General features: G+C 63.7%; 16 protein-coding genes. 8 read left to right on the top strand and 8 right to left on the bottom strand.

The genetic code is table 11. The features are described 5' to 3' along the window. The first annotated feature begins 17 nt into the window (after nucleotides 1-17). The 3 genes from AC1DW0_RS18705 to AC1DW0_RS18695 all read left to right on the top strand — a co-directional run bounded on the left by AC1DW0_RS18705 (nucleotide 18) and on the right by AC1DW0_RS18695 (nucleotide 3733). A complete protein-coding gene (locus AC1DW0_RS18705) occupies nucleotides 18-1268 on the top strand; it encodes a cation:proton antiporter (protein ID WP_082532833.1) in 1251 nt (416 codons plus the stop codon). Beyond that, on the top strand, nucleotides 1265-2380 hold the full coding sequence (locus AC1DW0_RS18700) for a YbdK family carboxylate-amine ligase (RefSeq protein ID WP_457352220.1): 1116 nt from the start codon (nucleotides 1265-1267) through the stop codon (nucleotides 2378-2380). The genes AC1DW0_RS18705 and AC1DW0_RS18700 overlap by 4 nt, the downstream gene beginning before the upstream one ends. Before the next feature lie 174 nt (nucleotides 2381-2554). Next, nucleotides 2555-3733, top strand: a complete 1179-nt coding sequence (locus tag AC1DW0_RS18695; protein WP_477947313.1) for an MFS transporter — start codon at nucleotides 2555-2557, stop codon at nucleotides 3731-3733. Nucleotides 3734-3949: 216 nt separating this feature from the next. Here the strand turns inward: AC1DW0_RS18695 and AC1DW0_RS18690 are convergent, their stop codons facing one another. Next, the gene (locus AC1DW0_RS18690; protein WP_477947311.1) at nucleotides 3950-4453 is read right to left on the bottom strand and encodes a 3'-5' exonuclease family protein; all 504 of its coding nucleotides are present in this window, start codon (nucleotides 4451-4453) and stop codon (nucleotides 3950-3952) included. Nucleotides 4454-4803: 350 nt separating this feature from the next. Here AC1DW0_RS18690 and AC1DW0_RS18685 point away from each other — a divergent pair, with 350 nt between their 5' ends. After that, on the top strand, nucleotides 4804-5961 hold the full coding sequence (locus AC1DW0_RS18685; RefSeq protein WP_477947310.1) for an HNH endonuclease: 1158 nt from the start codon (nucleotides 4804-4806) through the stop codon (nucleotides 5959-5961). Between the two features lie 215 nt (nucleotides 5962-6176). After that, nucleotides 6177-6596, top strand: a complete 420-nt coding sequence (locus AC1DW0_RS18680) for a hypothetical protein (RefSeq protein WP_477947308.1) — start codon at nucleotides 6177-6179, stop codon at nucleotides 6594-6596. Between the two features lie 82 nt (nucleotides 6597-6678). Here the strand turns inward: AC1DW0_RS18680 and AC1DW0_RS18675 are convergent, their stop codons facing one another. Together AC1DW0_RS18675 and AC1DW0_RS18670 are read right to left on the bottom strand one after the other, a co-directional pair. Then, complete coding sequence (locus tag AC1DW0_RS18675) at nucleotides 6679-7230, bottom strand: hypothetical protein (RefSeq protein WP_477947306.1); 552 nt, start codon at nucleotides 7228-7230, stop codon at nucleotides 6679-6681. Next, complete coding sequence (locus AC1DW0_RS18670; RefSeq protein ID WP_477947304.1) at nucleotides 7227-7415, bottom strand: hypothetical protein; 189 nt, start codon at nucleotides 7413-7415, stop codon at nucleotides 7227-7229. Before AC1DW0_RS18670 ends, AC1DW0_RS18675 begins: the two co-directional genes overlap by 4 nt. Here AC1DW0_RS18670 and AC1DW0_RS18665 point away from each other — a divergent pair. Further along, a complete protein-coding gene (locus AC1DW0_RS18665) occupies nucleotides 7408-7668 on the top strand; it encodes a hypothetical protein (protein ID WP_477947302.1) in 261 nt (86 codons plus the stop codon). The genes AC1DW0_RS18670 and AC1DW0_RS18665 overlap by 8 nt on opposite strands. Nucleotides 7669-8147: 479 nt before the next feature. Next, complete coding sequence (locus AC1DW0_RS18660) at nucleotides 8148-10034, top strand: phosphoenolpyruvate carboxykinase (GTP) (RefSeq protein WP_056200699.1); 1887 nt, start codon at nucleotides 8148-8150, stop codon at nucleotides 10032-10034. Nucleotides 10035-10082: 48 nt separating this feature from the next. Here AC1DW0_RS18660 and AC1DW0_RS18655 read toward each other — a convergent pair whose 3' ends face one another. The 3 genes from AC1DW0_RS18655 to AC1DW0_RS18645 all read right to left on the bottom strand — a co-directional run bounded on the left by AC1DW0_RS18655 (nucleotide 10083) and on the right by AC1DW0_RS18645 (nucleotide 12136). Continuing rightward, complete coding sequence (locus AC1DW0_RS18655; protein WP_056200702.1) at nucleotides 10083-10301, bottom strand: hypothetical protein; 219 nt, start codon at nucleotides 10299-10301, stop codon at nucleotides 10083-10085. Nucleotides 10302-10399: 98 nt separating this feature from the next. Then, the gene (locus tag AC1DW0_RS18650; protein WP_477947300.1) at nucleotides 10400-11533 is read right to left on the bottom strand and encodes a hypothetical protein; all 1134 of its coding nucleotides are present in this window, start codon (nucleotides 11531-11533) and stop codon (nucleotides 10400-10402) included. Between the two features lie 18 nt (nucleotides 11534-11551). After that, nucleotides 11552-12136: a hypothetical protein gene (locus AC1DW0_RS18645; protein WP_477947298.1), complete on the bottom strand. Its 585-nt coding sequence runs from the start codon at nucleotides 12134-12136 to the stop codon at nucleotides 11552-11554. Nucleotides 12137-12294: 158 nt separating this feature from the next. Here AC1DW0_RS18645 and AC1DW0_RS18640 point away from each other — a divergent pair, with 158 nt between their 5' ends. After that, complete coding sequence (locus tag AC1DW0_RS18640; protein WP_477947296.1) at nucleotides 12295-12585, top strand: hypothetical protein; 291 nt, start codon at nucleotides 12295-12297, stop codon at nucleotides 12583-12585. Here AC1DW0_RS18640 and AC1DW0_RS18635 read toward each other — a convergent pair. After that, entirely contained in the window at nucleotides 12582-13127 is a 546-nt protein-coding gene (locus AC1DW0_RS18635; RefSeq protein WP_457320832.1) for a DUF924 family protein, read from the bottom strand. The genes AC1DW0_RS18640 and AC1DW0_RS18635 overlap by 4 nt on opposite strands. Next, on the bottom strand, nucleotides 13124-13342 hold the full coding sequence (locus AC1DW0_RS18630) for a hypothetical protein (protein WP_056200707.1): 219 nt from the start codon (nucleotides 13340-13342) through the stop codon (nucleotides 13124-13126). Before AC1DW0_RS18630 ends, AC1DW0_RS18635 begins: the two co-directional genes overlap by 4 nt. Nucleotides 13343-13362 lie beyond the last annotated feature (20 nt).

Below are 13362 nucleotides of genomic sequence, written 5' to 3'. Positions count from 1 at the left end.
ACTTTTAGGGAGAGCCTATGAATGCACTAGACACCGGCGCGCGGGTCTGGGCCGGCTTGGCCGTTCCTCCGTCCAGCGCGCTGATGTTCGTCGTTGGCGTGCTGCTGGCCGGCGCTCTGGCCGGCGAATTCATCGCCGCGACGACGCGGCTGCCGCGCGTGGTCGGCTACACATTGGCAGGCTGCGTGGCCGCTGCCTTCGGCCACGGCGTTGCGATGCCGCTGGCCGGCGCGGCCCAGACTGTGACCGACCTGGCCCTGGGCCTGCTGTTGTTCGAGATCGGCAGCCGCGTGCACCTGCGCTGGCTGGTCCGCAACCCTGGCCTGGCGCTGACCAGCCTGGCCGAAGCCCTGCTCAGTGCACTGGCGGTGGCTTTCGTACTGCGCCTGTTTGATCTCAGTTGGCAGACGGCCATCGCCTGCGCCATCCTGGCCATGCCGGCGCCCGCCGCCGTGTCGGGGCGCGTCGCGATGGAATTGGGGGCTGCGGGTCAAGTCACGCAGCGGGCTTCGTTGCTGACGGCCTTGAACACGCTGTACGCCGTTGTTGCGCTGATCCTGATGCGCACCTGGTGGGCGGCCGATGACGGCGGCAGCCTGTCGCAGGCGCTCGCTGGCCTGGCGATCTCGCTGCTGACGACACTGGGGCTGGCCGCGCTGCTGGCGGGCGCCGTCTACCTCGTTGCGCGGCGCCTGGACTTGCGCAATGAGAGCGCCGTGTTGCTGCTGTTCGGCCTGGTCGCTTTCGCCATCGTCGCCGCGCGCGCCATCGGCGTGTCGACGCTGCTGATGCCGCTGCTGGCGGGCCTGCTGCTGCGCAACACCAGCGACCGGCCCTGGGTCTGGCCGCGTCACTTCGGCACCTCGGGCGGGGCGCTGGTGCTGATGCTCTTCGTCATCGTCGGCTCGGCCTGGTCGCCCAAGATCCTCGTCGCCGGCGGCTTCGCCGCGCTGGCGCTGCTGGCAGCCCGCTTCATCGCCAAGACCGTGGCCATCGTGGCGCTGGCGCCCATGGCCAAGGCCAGTTGGCGCCAGGGCCTGGCGCTATCGATCACGATGACGCCGCTGTCCGCGACCGCCCTGGTCATGCTCAGCGAGCTGATGCGCGCCGAGCCGGAACTGGCTGCCGGCGCCGTACCCATCATCCTGGCCAGCATCGCCGTGCTGGAACTGATCGGCCCCATCGCCGTGCAGTTCGCGCTGCGCCTGGCCGGCGAGCTGCCGCCTGCGCCCAAGCGCGTCCCACGCAACAAGGAGGCCGTTGAATGAGCCTGGGTGATTTCTCCAAATCGCAGCCGCTCACCCTCGGTGTCGAGCTCGAACTGCAGATCGTCAACAGCGACGACTACGACCTCGCGCCTGTCTCGGGTGACCTGATGCGGCTGATGGAAAAGCGCAGCATCCCGGGCGACGTGAAGCCCGAGATCACCAGCAGCATGATCGAGCTGGCCACCGGCGTCTGCACGGGCTTCGGCCAGGTGCTGTCGGAGCTGGGCCAGATCCGCGACGCGCTGGTGGACTGTGCCGAAAAGCTGGACGTGAGTCTGTGCGGCGGCGGCACCCACCCCTTCCAGCACTGGAAGCGCCAGCGCATCTTCGAGACGCCGCGCTTTCACGAGCTGTCGTCGCTGTACGGCTACCTGTCCAAGCAGTTCACCATCTTCGGCCAGCACGTGCATATCGGCTGCCCGAGCGCCGACGAAGCCCTGGTGCTGCTGCACGGCATGAGCCGCTTCATCCCCCACCTGATCGCGCTGGCAGCATCGTCTCCGTTTGTGCAGGGCGAGGACACCGGCTTCGATTCGGCACGCCTGAACTCGGTCTTCGCCTTCCCGCTGTCGGGCCGTGCGCCGTTCGTGCAAACCTGGACCGACTTCGAGGCCTACTTCGCCAAGATGACCCGCACCGGCGTTGTCTCGGGAATGAAGGACTTCTACTGGGACATCCGCCCCAAGCCCGAGTTCGGCACCATCGAAGTCCGCGTGCTTGACACGCCGCTGACCATCGAGAAGGCGGCGGCCCTGGCCGGCTTCATCCAGTGCCTGGCGCGCTGGATCACGGTGGAGAAACCGTTCAAGCTCAGCGAAGACGATTACCTGCCCTACACCTTCAACCGCTTCCAGGCCTGCCGCTTCGGCCTGGACGGCACCTTCGTCGATCCCGAGACCGGTGACCACCGCGTGCTGCGCGACGACCTGATCCATGTGCTGACCAAGCTGGACACCCACGCCGGTGACCTGCACGCGGAAGCCGCGCTGCAATACATGCGCCGCGAGATCAACGGCATTGGCAACGACGCATCCTGGCTGCGGCGCGTCGAGGCCGAGAACCACCTGTTGCCCGAAGTGGTGAGGCGGGCGGCCAAACGCTGGCACGGCTGAGCGCCGGCGCTCGCAGCGAGCGGCGGCTCGCCATTGCAGACCGAACAGCGGACGCGCGGTGCCGTAGCGGATCTGCGCTGGCCGGGCGAACGCTGCCGCTCAATTGGTGCGGCCGGCCAAGGTGCTTCTCATGACAGCTGGCAACATCGCAGCTGCTCTTCGCAACCACCCCTCATGACCGACACCCCCGCCCGCACCCGCTGGGCCATCGTGCTGCTGCTGTGCGCCTGCGGCGTGCTGGCCGGCGGCCAGTTCGCCAAGATTTCCATCGAGTTCACGCGGCTGCAGGCGGTCTACGGCGCCTCACCCGCAGGCATGGGCCTGCTGCTGTCGACCGTCGGCGTGGTGGGCCTGCTGTGCGGCGTCGTGGCGGGTTGGCTGGCACCACGGGTGGGCTATCGCCGCCTGCTGCTGATCGGCCTGGGCGGCGGCGCCTTGCTGTCGGCTCTGCAAGCGTTGCTGCCGCCTTTCGGCCTGTTCTGGGCCAGCCGTGTGCCCGAGGGCGCGGCCCATCTGGCCATCATGGTGGCCACGCCGACGCTGCTGATCCACGCCTGCGCGCCGCCACACCGCACCGCCGTCATGGGCCTGTGGGCCACGGTGGTGGGCCTGGCCTTCGCCGTGCTGGCCGGGCTGGATCGCCTGCTGCCCCAGGGCCTGGCGCCGCGCGAGACCCTCGCCGGGCATGCAATGTTGCTGGCCCTGGCGGCGCTGGCGGTGCGGCTGTGGGTGGCCGACGTCCGTGCGGCGCCCGCGCCGGTCATGGCGGGCGCGCGCGCCGGTGTGCTGGCCCTGCACCGCGAGGTCTATGCCGACCTGCGCACCGCGCTGCCCGGCCTGGCGTTCTTCTTCTATGCCTTCCCGACGATCGCGCTGATCACCTTCGTGCCGCGCTTCAGCGGCCAGGGTCAGGGCGGTTTTCACACGGTGCTGCCGCTGATGGCCACGGCGGGCACGCTGGCGGCAGGATGGGCCGCGCGGCGCTTCGAGGGCGGCTTGAAGCTGGTGCGCCTGGCGTACCTGGCTTTTGGCGCCGCGGCACTGGCGCTGGCCGGAGCGGCGCTCATGGGCGCACCCACCGAGGCGCTGGCACTGCTGACACTGACCTGCGCCGGCCTGGGCGGCGGCGCCGCGTCCACATTGATCCCGCAGCTCAACCCCACCCCGGCCCAGCAGGCTCGCGCTTCCGGCGTGCTGGTGCAACTGGGCAACCTGGGCTCGGTCAGTGGCCCGCCGCTGTTCGCGGCGCTGGCGGATCGCTTTGGCCTGGTGGGCCTGGCCGGCCTTGCTGCTTTGACGGCCACCGTGGCGTTGCTGGTGCTGGGGCGGCTGGGTACGCGACTCGAGGGCTGACGATGTCGAAGTTCTTTGAATGCCGAACTCGTTCGCATGGGATTTCAATGAGTTGCAGCATGTCGGCTCGGATGATTCTGGACGGCCTGCTCGCCGAGTTCTGGACATTTCGGATTTGCGTTCGGTGAGTTCTGAACTTTCTTTGCGGTCTGAATGGACCGTCGGGTCCATGCCTCAACAGCGCGCGAGCGTCCAGAAGAAGTCACCGTCCTGCGCTCACCCCACTTGATTCGCCCTCAGCATGTTGCAGAACAATGCGCCTTGTTCGATGGCGTCGTCAAGCGCGACATGGGTGTGGGGCTGCTTGTCAAACCAGCTGCGGGGCATGTTCCGCTTCGTACTGTCGCGGTAGCCCGTCTTCAGGATCGCCATGGCGTAGGTCTTCATGTCGAGCGCCGAGTGGCTGAATGGGCTCTCGCCCACGAACCGCATCAGGTACCAGTACACGAACAGGAAGTCGAAGCCGGCCGGGTAGGCCACGAACACCGGCTTGCCGCCCAGCGTCTTGATCCACGCCACATAGGCACGCATCGCGACTTCCGGCGATTGCAGATCAGAGCGACAGGCCGCCCAGGCTTCAGGCTGGGTAGCCCACCAGGAGGCCGTGGCCGGATGGGCCGTGGCGCCTTCCAAGGTCTCCAACCCTCCTGTGTCGGCCAGATTCAAAAAGCGGCTGAGCAGCACGCGCTGGTCAAATCCGTCGACCCATGAAGCCTGCATAACCCCTCCCATAACCCGATTTACGATCGGAGCCGTATCAAGAACAGTCTCGCCGACGCATGCGCCTGGCTACTCATCTCTCGTGCTGGCGACGATGCGTTCAGGAATGATCGGGGTGCATGGAATCAAGCGATCAGGGTCAATCATGGTGCCTGGAGCGCCTGCCGCCACGCCTCGATGCTCGGCGACTGAGACCCCCAGCTTGCTCCAGAGGCTTCGATGTCTTCACGTACAGGGCTGAGGCGCCCAGGCCCGCGGTATCAACGCGCGTCGCTGTGTCCCATGGCCAGCTCGGCAGCGCTCGATACGTTGTTGCTCGGCTGAACTCATGCAACCAATCTTCGGCCGCCATGAATATCAAGAATTCTCTGACAAATGTCGACCAGTATCTGATTGCTCATCGAGAACTAAAGGCATCCGAGGATCGTCTTTCACGGGAATTGCTTAGCCTTCCCTATGAACACTCGGCGCGCCCAGCAACGTCCGAAAGCTTGGATAAGGTGCGCTCAGATCTGGCTACGCTCGAAAGCCAGTGCGCAATTGAATCTCGAGATTTTGACGTTTTCGTATCCAGTCGAGATTGGAAGCTGATAGAGTTTCTACGCAACAATCCGCAGCCTTCACGGCCGACATGCCACCATACCGAACAAGAAATCAGGAGGCGATTCTTTGTCGACGGCACTCAACACATTCGTCTGCAATGTATGGCGTGTGGTTCTGAGATCAAAGACTTAAGGAAAAATGATTTCCCGAATTGGCAGCAACTGCCTGTCTTCGACGACTCACTTAGCGCTCTTTTTTATGTTGAATATGAATCTTGGCAAAAAAAGTACCAAGAGCTCCACAATTCGCTTCCAGCGCTAGAGGGAGTACCAGAGTTCGATGACGTTGGGTTTAGGGCCGCGTATGTCGCTGACAACCCCAAGCCACTCTCTGTAGGTAACTGCGAACATCCCCGCCTAAGGCTTACCCGGAGATTAAAGAGCGGCTTGGCGATCGTAGAACAATGCGAATTCTGCGGCGCATACATTAGAGCCAAGTCAAAGAAGCAAATCCCTAATATTGACGATCTACCACTGTTCGACGAACACTTAGAAAAGGCGCTTACCCAAAAAGCCGATGCATGGTCAGACGAATACATCACCGCATGGAAAGCAGCTCGGAGCGAATTCCGCTTGCGGCGCGATCTGGATTGGATGCAGGGGAAATTGCAGATCACGGATCACACGACGTTCGGCCAATACTACGACTCGCCCCAGTGGCTTAATACGCGCGATCGCATTCTCAAGCGAGACCGATATTCCTGCCAATCTTGCATCAAAACTGCCCAGTGCGTACACCATCTGTGTTATGAGCGCCTTGGCAGAGAGAACGACTCTGACCTCATTTCACTATGCAATGCGTGCCACACGTTAGTGCACAAAATTCAGAATTCATACGGCTATGCGTTCAAACTAACGTCAGGCGAGATTCGTGAATTAGGGTCGGTTGACGAATACGTTGATTGACTCCTGTAGTAGACACAAAGGTCCCTGCTTCCCGCGGGCTGACACGTCATCACAGCGCGAGCGCATGCATCATTGACCGATGGTCAAGAAATCCAGCAATGCGCCGCTGACCCAATCGGCGTGCGCCGCCCCGACGATTGCGCTCGACTAGGCAGCACCACACGGCGAGCTGACGGCAGCAGGAGAACGACGTATGGTCGTTGAGAGGTGAATCAATGAGCTACGAGTTATGCACCCGGATTAGGTACAAGCACGATCAGCTGACTAAGGCCTGGGCCAATGCCCTTAAATGGATGGTCACTAGGCCAGATCATTTCGATGTCTACGGCAGCATTGCCGCAGACGGAGGTCAGCACATTTACACGTTCCTCGGGGTCAAATTTCCGGTCGCTGTGCGTCCCGTGATCTGGAATCTGAACGACGTTTTGCTAGAGATAACACTCGGCAATCCCGACCTGGAAGGCGAACCAGTGGCCGTTTGGTACTCGGACGGCAACCTGCTTTTCAGCCGGCCTCCTGCCGTTGTGGAAAATCAGATATTGAATTTGAGCGGGCCGACAGTTGAGCATTTTTGGGAAATGCTGTCTCACGCCGTTATTTCGAGCCCGGTATTTGCACCCTTTAGCCGAGGCTAGGAACGTGCCGTCGACGAGGATTTGGCAGTTCTCCCCATAGCGCAACGCAGCCGCCAAGAGTGGGCTTCGTGGGGTGGTACGACTATTTAGGAGCCGATGGCGCAGCGCTTGGCGCGCCGAGGGCTGGCGCGTCTGACTTGACGTCCAACGTGGAAATCTCTTTCAAGACGCGATCGCCACCCACTTTGTTCACGTAGAAAACCAATACAAGGGTCGCCCAGACGAGCGCTACGGCAACGTTGCCAACAAGCGCCTCGCCAATTACTCGAAGCCAAGACTTGCCCTCTTGCAGCTTAGTTCGCAGCTTGGTGTTGTAGTCATCTTCCAGCTGCGCCACCGCTTCTTCAAGCTGAAACTCGGCAAAGCGCTCCAATAAAACTTCTGCCTCACTTCGGTAGCCGGACAGACGGGTGTCTAAGTTGCAGCCGCGGATGAAAACGTCCAACTCCTCCCGGGTAGGTTGCCGCCCGGCCGCCTTTTCGTATTGATCACAAAACTTCAGTTTGTCTCGTTTGTACAGGGCGTAAGCGATATGACCGATTAGGTCGACATCGCCCTGAACAAGGGACGAGTACGTACGATGTAAAACCGGCCCCAAAGATGGGGCCGGTTGATTGGATGGAGGCGTGGTCACTTTTTAGCGGACTGCATGGCAAGCTGACCTGCACGCGCCACGCTCACGCTGCCAAGTTTTTCGCTGACCCGGATGCTTGGCGCCACTGGTGCAGCGGCGCCGTGCGAAAGGCCCATCACCTTGCCATTCGCGGCACGCACGGTCTGAACGGTGACTAGCGTCTTCACAAGGGGCTTGGTGTTCATCTTCCTCTCCAAAAAATCAGGCTCACTAGCAGAGCAATCGGCGAGCCCAGGCATGTTCTTTGGAGCGAAGGTAAGGGCTTTATCCAATCAAATCAAGGACTTATCTGCCAAAACTTCCGGACAAGCACTTCTCAATGATGGCTGCCAGCGGGCCTATAACTTCTGTTTAAACAACACCTTAGGCGAGAATGCAGGCAACTTATCAACAGGTAATCAACAAAGTTGTCAACAGGGTAAAGTTTTCGGGCCGTGACAACAACGCCCGGCCGAGCAGCGGGATCGCTGCTGCACATCCAGCTTTAGAGCCGAATGGGCCGCCCATCCTAGGCGCTTATCAACTGGTGGAGCCCCGCTGGAGGGGTGCAACGACCATTGAAGCCGCGCTGGGCTCTGCCATCAGCAGCGTGCGGACCGAGTGAGACTTCGCCGAGGTCTTGCCAAAGTTCAGCATTCAATGAACAAAGTTCAGAGATGAATGAACTTCGACAGACGACCCAGGAAGTTGCGTCAAGTTTCACGCACTCTTCGCGCAAACCCTAGCCCCACTTCGCCACCGCCGTGAGCCGCGCGGCCGCGCTGGCATGGTGTTATTCCTGTTTTGCATGACCCCCACCGATCCCGGTGGTTACGGCGTGATTACATTGGATTCGACAATGCACCTCCTCAGGTTCGGTGTGCTTGGGCCAGCTCGCCAGCTGCCCCAAACACATTCCCATGATTGGAGCTTTCGCCATGAACCAACCCGCCATGCAGGGGCTGCGGCTGAACCTGCCCGCCTATGTCAAAAACGCCCGGCTGATTGCCTGGGTGGCCGAGATCGCGGCGCTCACGGAGGCCGCCGACGTCTATTGGTGCGACGGCAGCGCCGACGAATACCAGCGGCTGTGCGACCAGCTCGTCGCCGCCGGTACCTTCAAGAAACTCAACCCCGCGCTGCGCCCTGGCAGCTACCTGGCCAACTCGGACCCGAGCGACGTCGCCCGCGTCGAGGACCGCACCTTCATCTGCTCCGCCAAGAAGGAAGACGCCGGCCCGACCAACAACTGGATGGCCCCAGCCGAGATGCGCAGTTTGCTGCAGACCGGTCAAGCTGACGGAACCCCGGCCCTCTTCAAGGGCTGTATGCGCGGCCGCACGCTCTATGTGGTGCCCTTCAGCATGGGGCCGCTGGGCAGTCCGATCGCCCACATCGGGGTGGAACTGAGCGACAGCCCCTACGTCGCAGTCAACATGCGCACCATGACGCGCATGGGCCGCGCCGTCATCGAGCTGCTGGGCACGGATGGCGACTTCGTGCCTTGCGTGCACACCGTGGGTGCACCGCTGGCAGAAGGCCAGGCCGACGTGAGCTGGCCCTGCAACAAGACCAAGTACATCGTCCATTTCCCTGAAACGCGCGAGATCTGGAGCTATGGCTCGGGCTACGGCGGCAACGCGCTGCTGGGCAAGAAGTGCTTCGCGCTGCGTATCGCGTCCACGATGGGCCGCGACCAAGGCTGGCTGGCCGAGCACATGCTGGTGCTGGGCGTGGAGAACCCGCAGGGCAAGAAGTACCACGTCGCCGCCGCCTTCCCGAGCGCCTGCGGCAAGACCAACTTCGCCATGCTGATCCCGCCTGCCGCCTTCGACGGCTGGAAGATCACCACCATCGGCGACGACATCGCCTGGATCAAGCCGGGCGCCGATGGCCGCCTGTACGCGATCAACCCCGAGGCCGGCTATTTCGGTGTCGCCCCGGGCACCAACTCGCACACCAACCCCAACTGCATGGACAGCCTGGAGCGCGACGTGATCTTCACGAACGTGGCGCTGACCGACGACGGCGACGTCTGGTGGGAAGGCATGACGGACACACCGCCCGCCCACGCCATCGACTGGCAGGGCAAGGACTGGACGCCCGCGATCGCCAAGGAAACCGGCGCCAAGGCCGCTCACCCGAACGCCCGCTTCACCGTGGCTGCGACCAACAACCCGGCGCTGGACGCCAACTGGGACAACCCCGCCGGTGTGGCCATCGACGCCTTCATCTTCGGCGGCCGCCGCTCCACCACGGTGCCGCTGGTGACCGAGGCCCGCGACTGGACAGAGGGCGTCTACATGGCCGCGACCATGGGCAGCGAGACCACCGCCGCCGCCGCCGGCCAGCAGGGCATCGTGCGCCGCGACCCTTTCGCCATGCTGCCCTTCATGGGCTACAACATGGCCGACTACTTCCAGCACTGGCTGGACCTGGGCGCCAAGCTTGAAGCCTCGGGCGCCAAGCTGCCCGCCATCTACTGCGTCAACTGGTTCCGCAAGGGTGCCGACGGCAAGTTCGTCTGGCCCGGCTACGGCGAGAACATGCGCGTGCTGAAGTGGATGCTGGACCGCCTGGAAGGCACTGGCGGCGGCCAGGAGCATGTGTTTGGCGTGACGCCCGGCTACACCGACCTGAACTGGGATGGCCTGGACTTCTCGCCGGAGAAGTTCGACACCGTGACCCGCATCGACGCCGCCGAATGGCAGGCCGAGATGAAGCTGCACGACGAGCTGTTCGCCCAGCTCGCCTTCCACCTGCCGGCCGCGCTGCCGGCCGTCAAGGCGCGCATCGAAGAGCGCCTCGCGAAAGAGGCGGGCTGACCGTTTCTCTTCGGCAGCATCAGCATGGGCGCCTTCGGGCGCCCGTTTTTATCTCCGGCTGCCGAACACCAGCAGCAGGCCGCCGATGGCGATGGCGCCCACGCCCAGCCATACCGGCACATTGACCGTTTCCTTCTCCTTGGCCGAGACCTCCAGCGAGCCGAGCTTCACGACGGTCTTGTCCTTGGTGTAGCTGAAGCCGCCCATTGCGAGGCTGGCCGCGCCGATGACGAGCAGCAGGATGGCGATGATCTTGGTGGCACCCATGGCGCGCTCCTTGGTTTGAGATGGGCCCAGGCTAAGGTCGGCAGCATGTGACAAACAGTGTCCGACAGCGCGATGCACTGTCGGACGACGCCGACACCTCAGGGATAGTCCTTCAGCGTCGCCGTATTGCTGCCGCCCTTGCAGCGCGCCGAGTCACCCGCGTCGTTGATGACGCGCTCGATGCTGCCCTTGTCCACCAGGCAGACGGTGATCATGTGGCGCAAGCGCACGCCGGGCGCTTTTGTTGGATTTGGCACCTCGAAGGCGCGGTCCAGCACAACGTCGGGCTTCAGGAAGACGCTGTAGGCGCCCAGGCCCCAGGCCTCGTGGCGTGTCACCGTGTCGGCCACCTTGTACGCCGCATAGCCGCGGCCGGTCGGGCTCGTCCACTGGCTTTGCGTCGGCGGGTCATACGGGATCTCGGACTGGTAGAAGTAGACGCGCCCGCCATTGCCCTGCCAGACGACTTGCTCCTTCTGGAAGTGCTCGACAAAAAGGCCATAAATGGTCACGTCCTCGCCGTTGACCCACAGGCCGTGGGCGGACGGGTTGCTGGTCCAGCCGACACCCTCGCCATGGTCAGCGCGCCAGATCCAGGTGTGGTCGATCACGGTGTCGTGGGCGTTGATGCGCAAGGCCGTGTCCACCTGCCCGGCCGCCGCGCCGCCGATGCGGAAGAACAGGTCGTGCAGCACGATGGGGTCGGCTTTGTGACGCTTCCTTGAGCCGGCCGGCGCCACCTCCATCAGCACGCCAGAGTCCTGCTTGCCGGCGTCGAGGAACAGGCCCGAGATCGTCAGCCCGTCCATGTCCGCCGTCTTCACCAGCGGCTGGCCGTTGTCCGAGCGCAGCGTCGGGAAGCCGATGCCCAGCACCACCGTGCCGGAACGCTTCACCTGCAGCGTCTGCGTCAACAGGTACTCGCCCGGCGTGAACAGCAGGTGCTTGCCGGCGGCCAGCTGGGCGTTCAGCGTCGCCGCTGTGTCGCCGGGTTTGGCGATGAAGAACTGGCCGATGGGCAGCGTCTTGCCGGGCGCCACGGCGCCATTCGCCCACGAGATGCCCGCGCTGTCGCGCCGCAAGGCAGGCACTCGCACGGCGTACTGCCCCTTGGCATCAATGAAGAGCCAGGGCTTCTCGCGCACCAGCGGCGTCTTCGCAATCTTGGTGAAGCGCTGGCCCGGCGTCGGAAATTCGCCGTCGGGTGCGCCAGCCACGCCGACGAAAACCATGTTCCAGTTCGAACCCGTCTAGCTGCCCCACTGGCTGTTGCGCGAGATCCATTGCTGCTGCGTGGCCGAGTTGACCTGGCCATCCACCAGCACGTCCGAGAACCAGCCGCCGCTGGCCCAGCCCTTGTTCTGGTTCAGGCGGATGTTGCCGCGCACATGCATGCGCCGGAACGGGATGGCCTGAGACACGGCCCATTGCATGGTGTTGTCGCCGATGCCCGGCGTCGGCGTCACCGAGAAGTTCTCGGCACCGCGCCAGAAGTTCTGCGTCGCGTTGTCGCCATCCAGAAAGGCCGTTGAGCGCAGGTCGCCGATGACGTGGACGTCGTCGGGATGCTCGCCCAGGCCCAGCACATGCGTGTAGAAGCCCACCGGAATGCGCAAGTCCTGGTAGGTGCCCGGCTTGAGCAGGATGGCGTCGCGGCGCGGGCCGAAATGGTTGGGCTGCTGGGCGGCGTAGATGCCGTCGATCAGCGCCTGCAGGCCCGGCGTCGCCGGGTCGACGACATGCACGTTGGGGCCGAAGTCCGGCACCTCAACCGCCAAGGCCGGAGCCGCCAGACCAAGGGCCAGCACGGCCACCATCGCTCGCTTGCACTGCATGTCTCTTCCTCGCCAGGTCTCTGGTTGTCGCTATTTGGAATCGGTTCCACTTCCCGTATTGAATCATGTCCAGGCCACCTGGTCTTCCGGGTTGCTGAGGCGGCAGGCGGCGCACAATGGCGGCACTTGAGCAGCCTGCAACCAGGCGAGGAGGCCAGATGAGCCAGGGCTTCGGTCACGAATTGCCGTCACGGCACAACCAGCAGGAGCATCGCCAGGTGTCCCGCTACCTGATCGTCATCGCGTCAAGCGGCGGCCCGGTCGCCAAGCTCTTTCTGGACAGCCGCGAGCAGGTCGGCGAATTCGATGCCAGCACCGAAGAGGTCGCCGTGATGACGCGCAACGCGTCGTCGTCGACGGGCGCTTCCGGCCCCGAATGGAACAAGGCCCTCGCCGGCCACAGCGCCGAGGAGCGCGCGGCCGCGACGGTCTACCAGCTCGACGTCTAGAAGCTCGATCCCGGCTGCTTCAGGAAGGCTTCCTCCTCGGCCGTCGATGCGCGGCCAAGGATGGTGTTGCGGTGCGGGTAGCGCCCGAAACGGTCGATGATGGCCTTGTGCTTGAGCTCGAAGTCGTGCGTGCCCTGCGGCGCGCGTTCCTTCATCAGCGGCTCGCCCGCCGCGTGGATGACGGCGGATTCGCTGTGCATATAGGGCATGAAGAGGAAGGCGCGCTGCTCGACCGGCAGGGCCAGGTCGGCACCGGCAGCGACGGCCTCCTGCGCCAGCGCGAGGGCCAGCGGATCGGCCGCGAAGGCGCCGGGCGTGCCGCGGTGGATGTTGCGGGCGAACTGGTCCAGCACGATGACCTCGGCGAGCCGACCTTCGGGCACCGCGCGCCAGGCAAAGAGTTCGCAGCGCTTGGCCTGTTCGTGCAGGGCGCCGAAGCGCGTGCGGACCTGCTCGTCGAAAGCGGTGTCCACCGTCCACCACTGCGCAGGCTTGATCTCCTGGAACCAGAAGCGAAGGATGTCGTCAGGCGTGGCCCTCATTTGCGCCCGCCAAACACCAGCAGCAAGCCGCCGACCGCAATCGCGCCCACGCCCAGCCACACCGGCAGATTGACTTCCTCCTTCTGCTTGGCCGACAGCTCCAGCGGCCCGAGCTTCACGACGGTGCTGTCCTTGGTGTAGCTGAAACCGCCAGTGGCCAGGCTGGCGGCGCCGGCGATGAGGAGGAGTACGCCGACGATCTTGGCGAAGTTCATAACAGGGCTTCCATGGGGTG

This window comes from Roseateles sp. P4_D2 (assembly GCF_056401875.1).
The sequence above is the reverse complement of the archived record's forward strand: the minus strand, read 5'-3'. Positions and strand labels throughout refer to the sequence as shown.

Bases quoted from the DNA above. Each gene is read 5' to 3' on its own strand.
- AC1DW0_RS18705 (WP_082532833.1), top strand. From the start codon at position 18: ATGAATGCACTAGACACCGGCGCGCGGGTCTGGGCCGGCTTGGCCGTT.
- AC1DW0_RS18700 (WP_457352220.1), top strand. From the start codon at position 1,265: ATGAGCCTGGGTGATTTCTCCAAATCGCAGCCGCTCACCCTCGGTGTC.
- AC1DW0_RS18695 (WP_477947313.1), top strand. From the start codon at position 2,555: ATGACCGACACCCCCGCCCGCACCCGCTGGGCCATCGTGCTGCTGCTG.
- AC1DW0_RS18690 (WP_477947311.1), bottom strand. From the start codon at position 4,453: ATGCAGGCTTCATGGGTCGACGGATTTGACCAGCGCGTGCTGCTCAGC.
- AC1DW0_RS18685 (WP_477947310.1), top strand. From the start codon at position 4,804: ATGAATATCAAGAATTCTCTGACAAATGTCGACCAGTATCTGATTGCT.
- AC1DW0_RS18680 (WP_477947308.1), top strand. From the start codon at position 6,177: ATGAGCTACGAGTTATGCACCCGGATTAGGTACAAGCACGATCAGCTG.
- AC1DW0_RS18670 (WP_477947304.1), bottom strand. From the start codon at position 7,415: ATGAACACCAAGCCCCTTGTGAAGACGCTAGTCACCGTTCAGACCGTG.
- AC1DW0_RS18660 (WP_056200699.1), top strand. From the start codon at position 8,148: ATGAACCAACCCGCCATGCAGGGGCTGCGGCTGAACCTGCCCGCCTAT.
- AC1DW0_RS18655 (WP_056200702.1), bottom strand. From the start codon at position 10,301: ATGGGTGCCACCAAGATCATCGCCATCCTGCTGCTCGTCATCGGCGCG.
- AC1DW0_RS18650 (WP_477947300.1), bottom strand. From the start codon at position 11,533: ATGGTTTTCGTCGGCGTGGCTGGCGCACCCGACGGCGAATTTCCGACG.
- AC1DW0_RS18645 (WP_477947298.1), bottom strand. From the start codon at position 12,136: ATGCAGTGCAAGCGAGCGATGGTGGCCGTGCTGGCCCTTGGTCTGGCG.
- AC1DW0_RS18640 (WP_477947296.1), top strand. From the start codon at position 12,295: ATGAGCCAGGGCTTCGGTCACGAATTGCCGTCACGGCACAACCAGCAG.
- AC1DW0_RS18635 (WP_457320832.1), bottom strand. From the start codon at position 13,127: ATGAGGGCCACGCCTGACGACATCCTTCGCTTCTGGTTCCAGGAGATC.
- AC1DW0_RS18630 (WP_056200707.1), bottom strand. From the start codon at position 13,342: ATGAACTTCGCCAAGATCGTCGGCGTACTCCTCCTCATCGCCGGCGCC.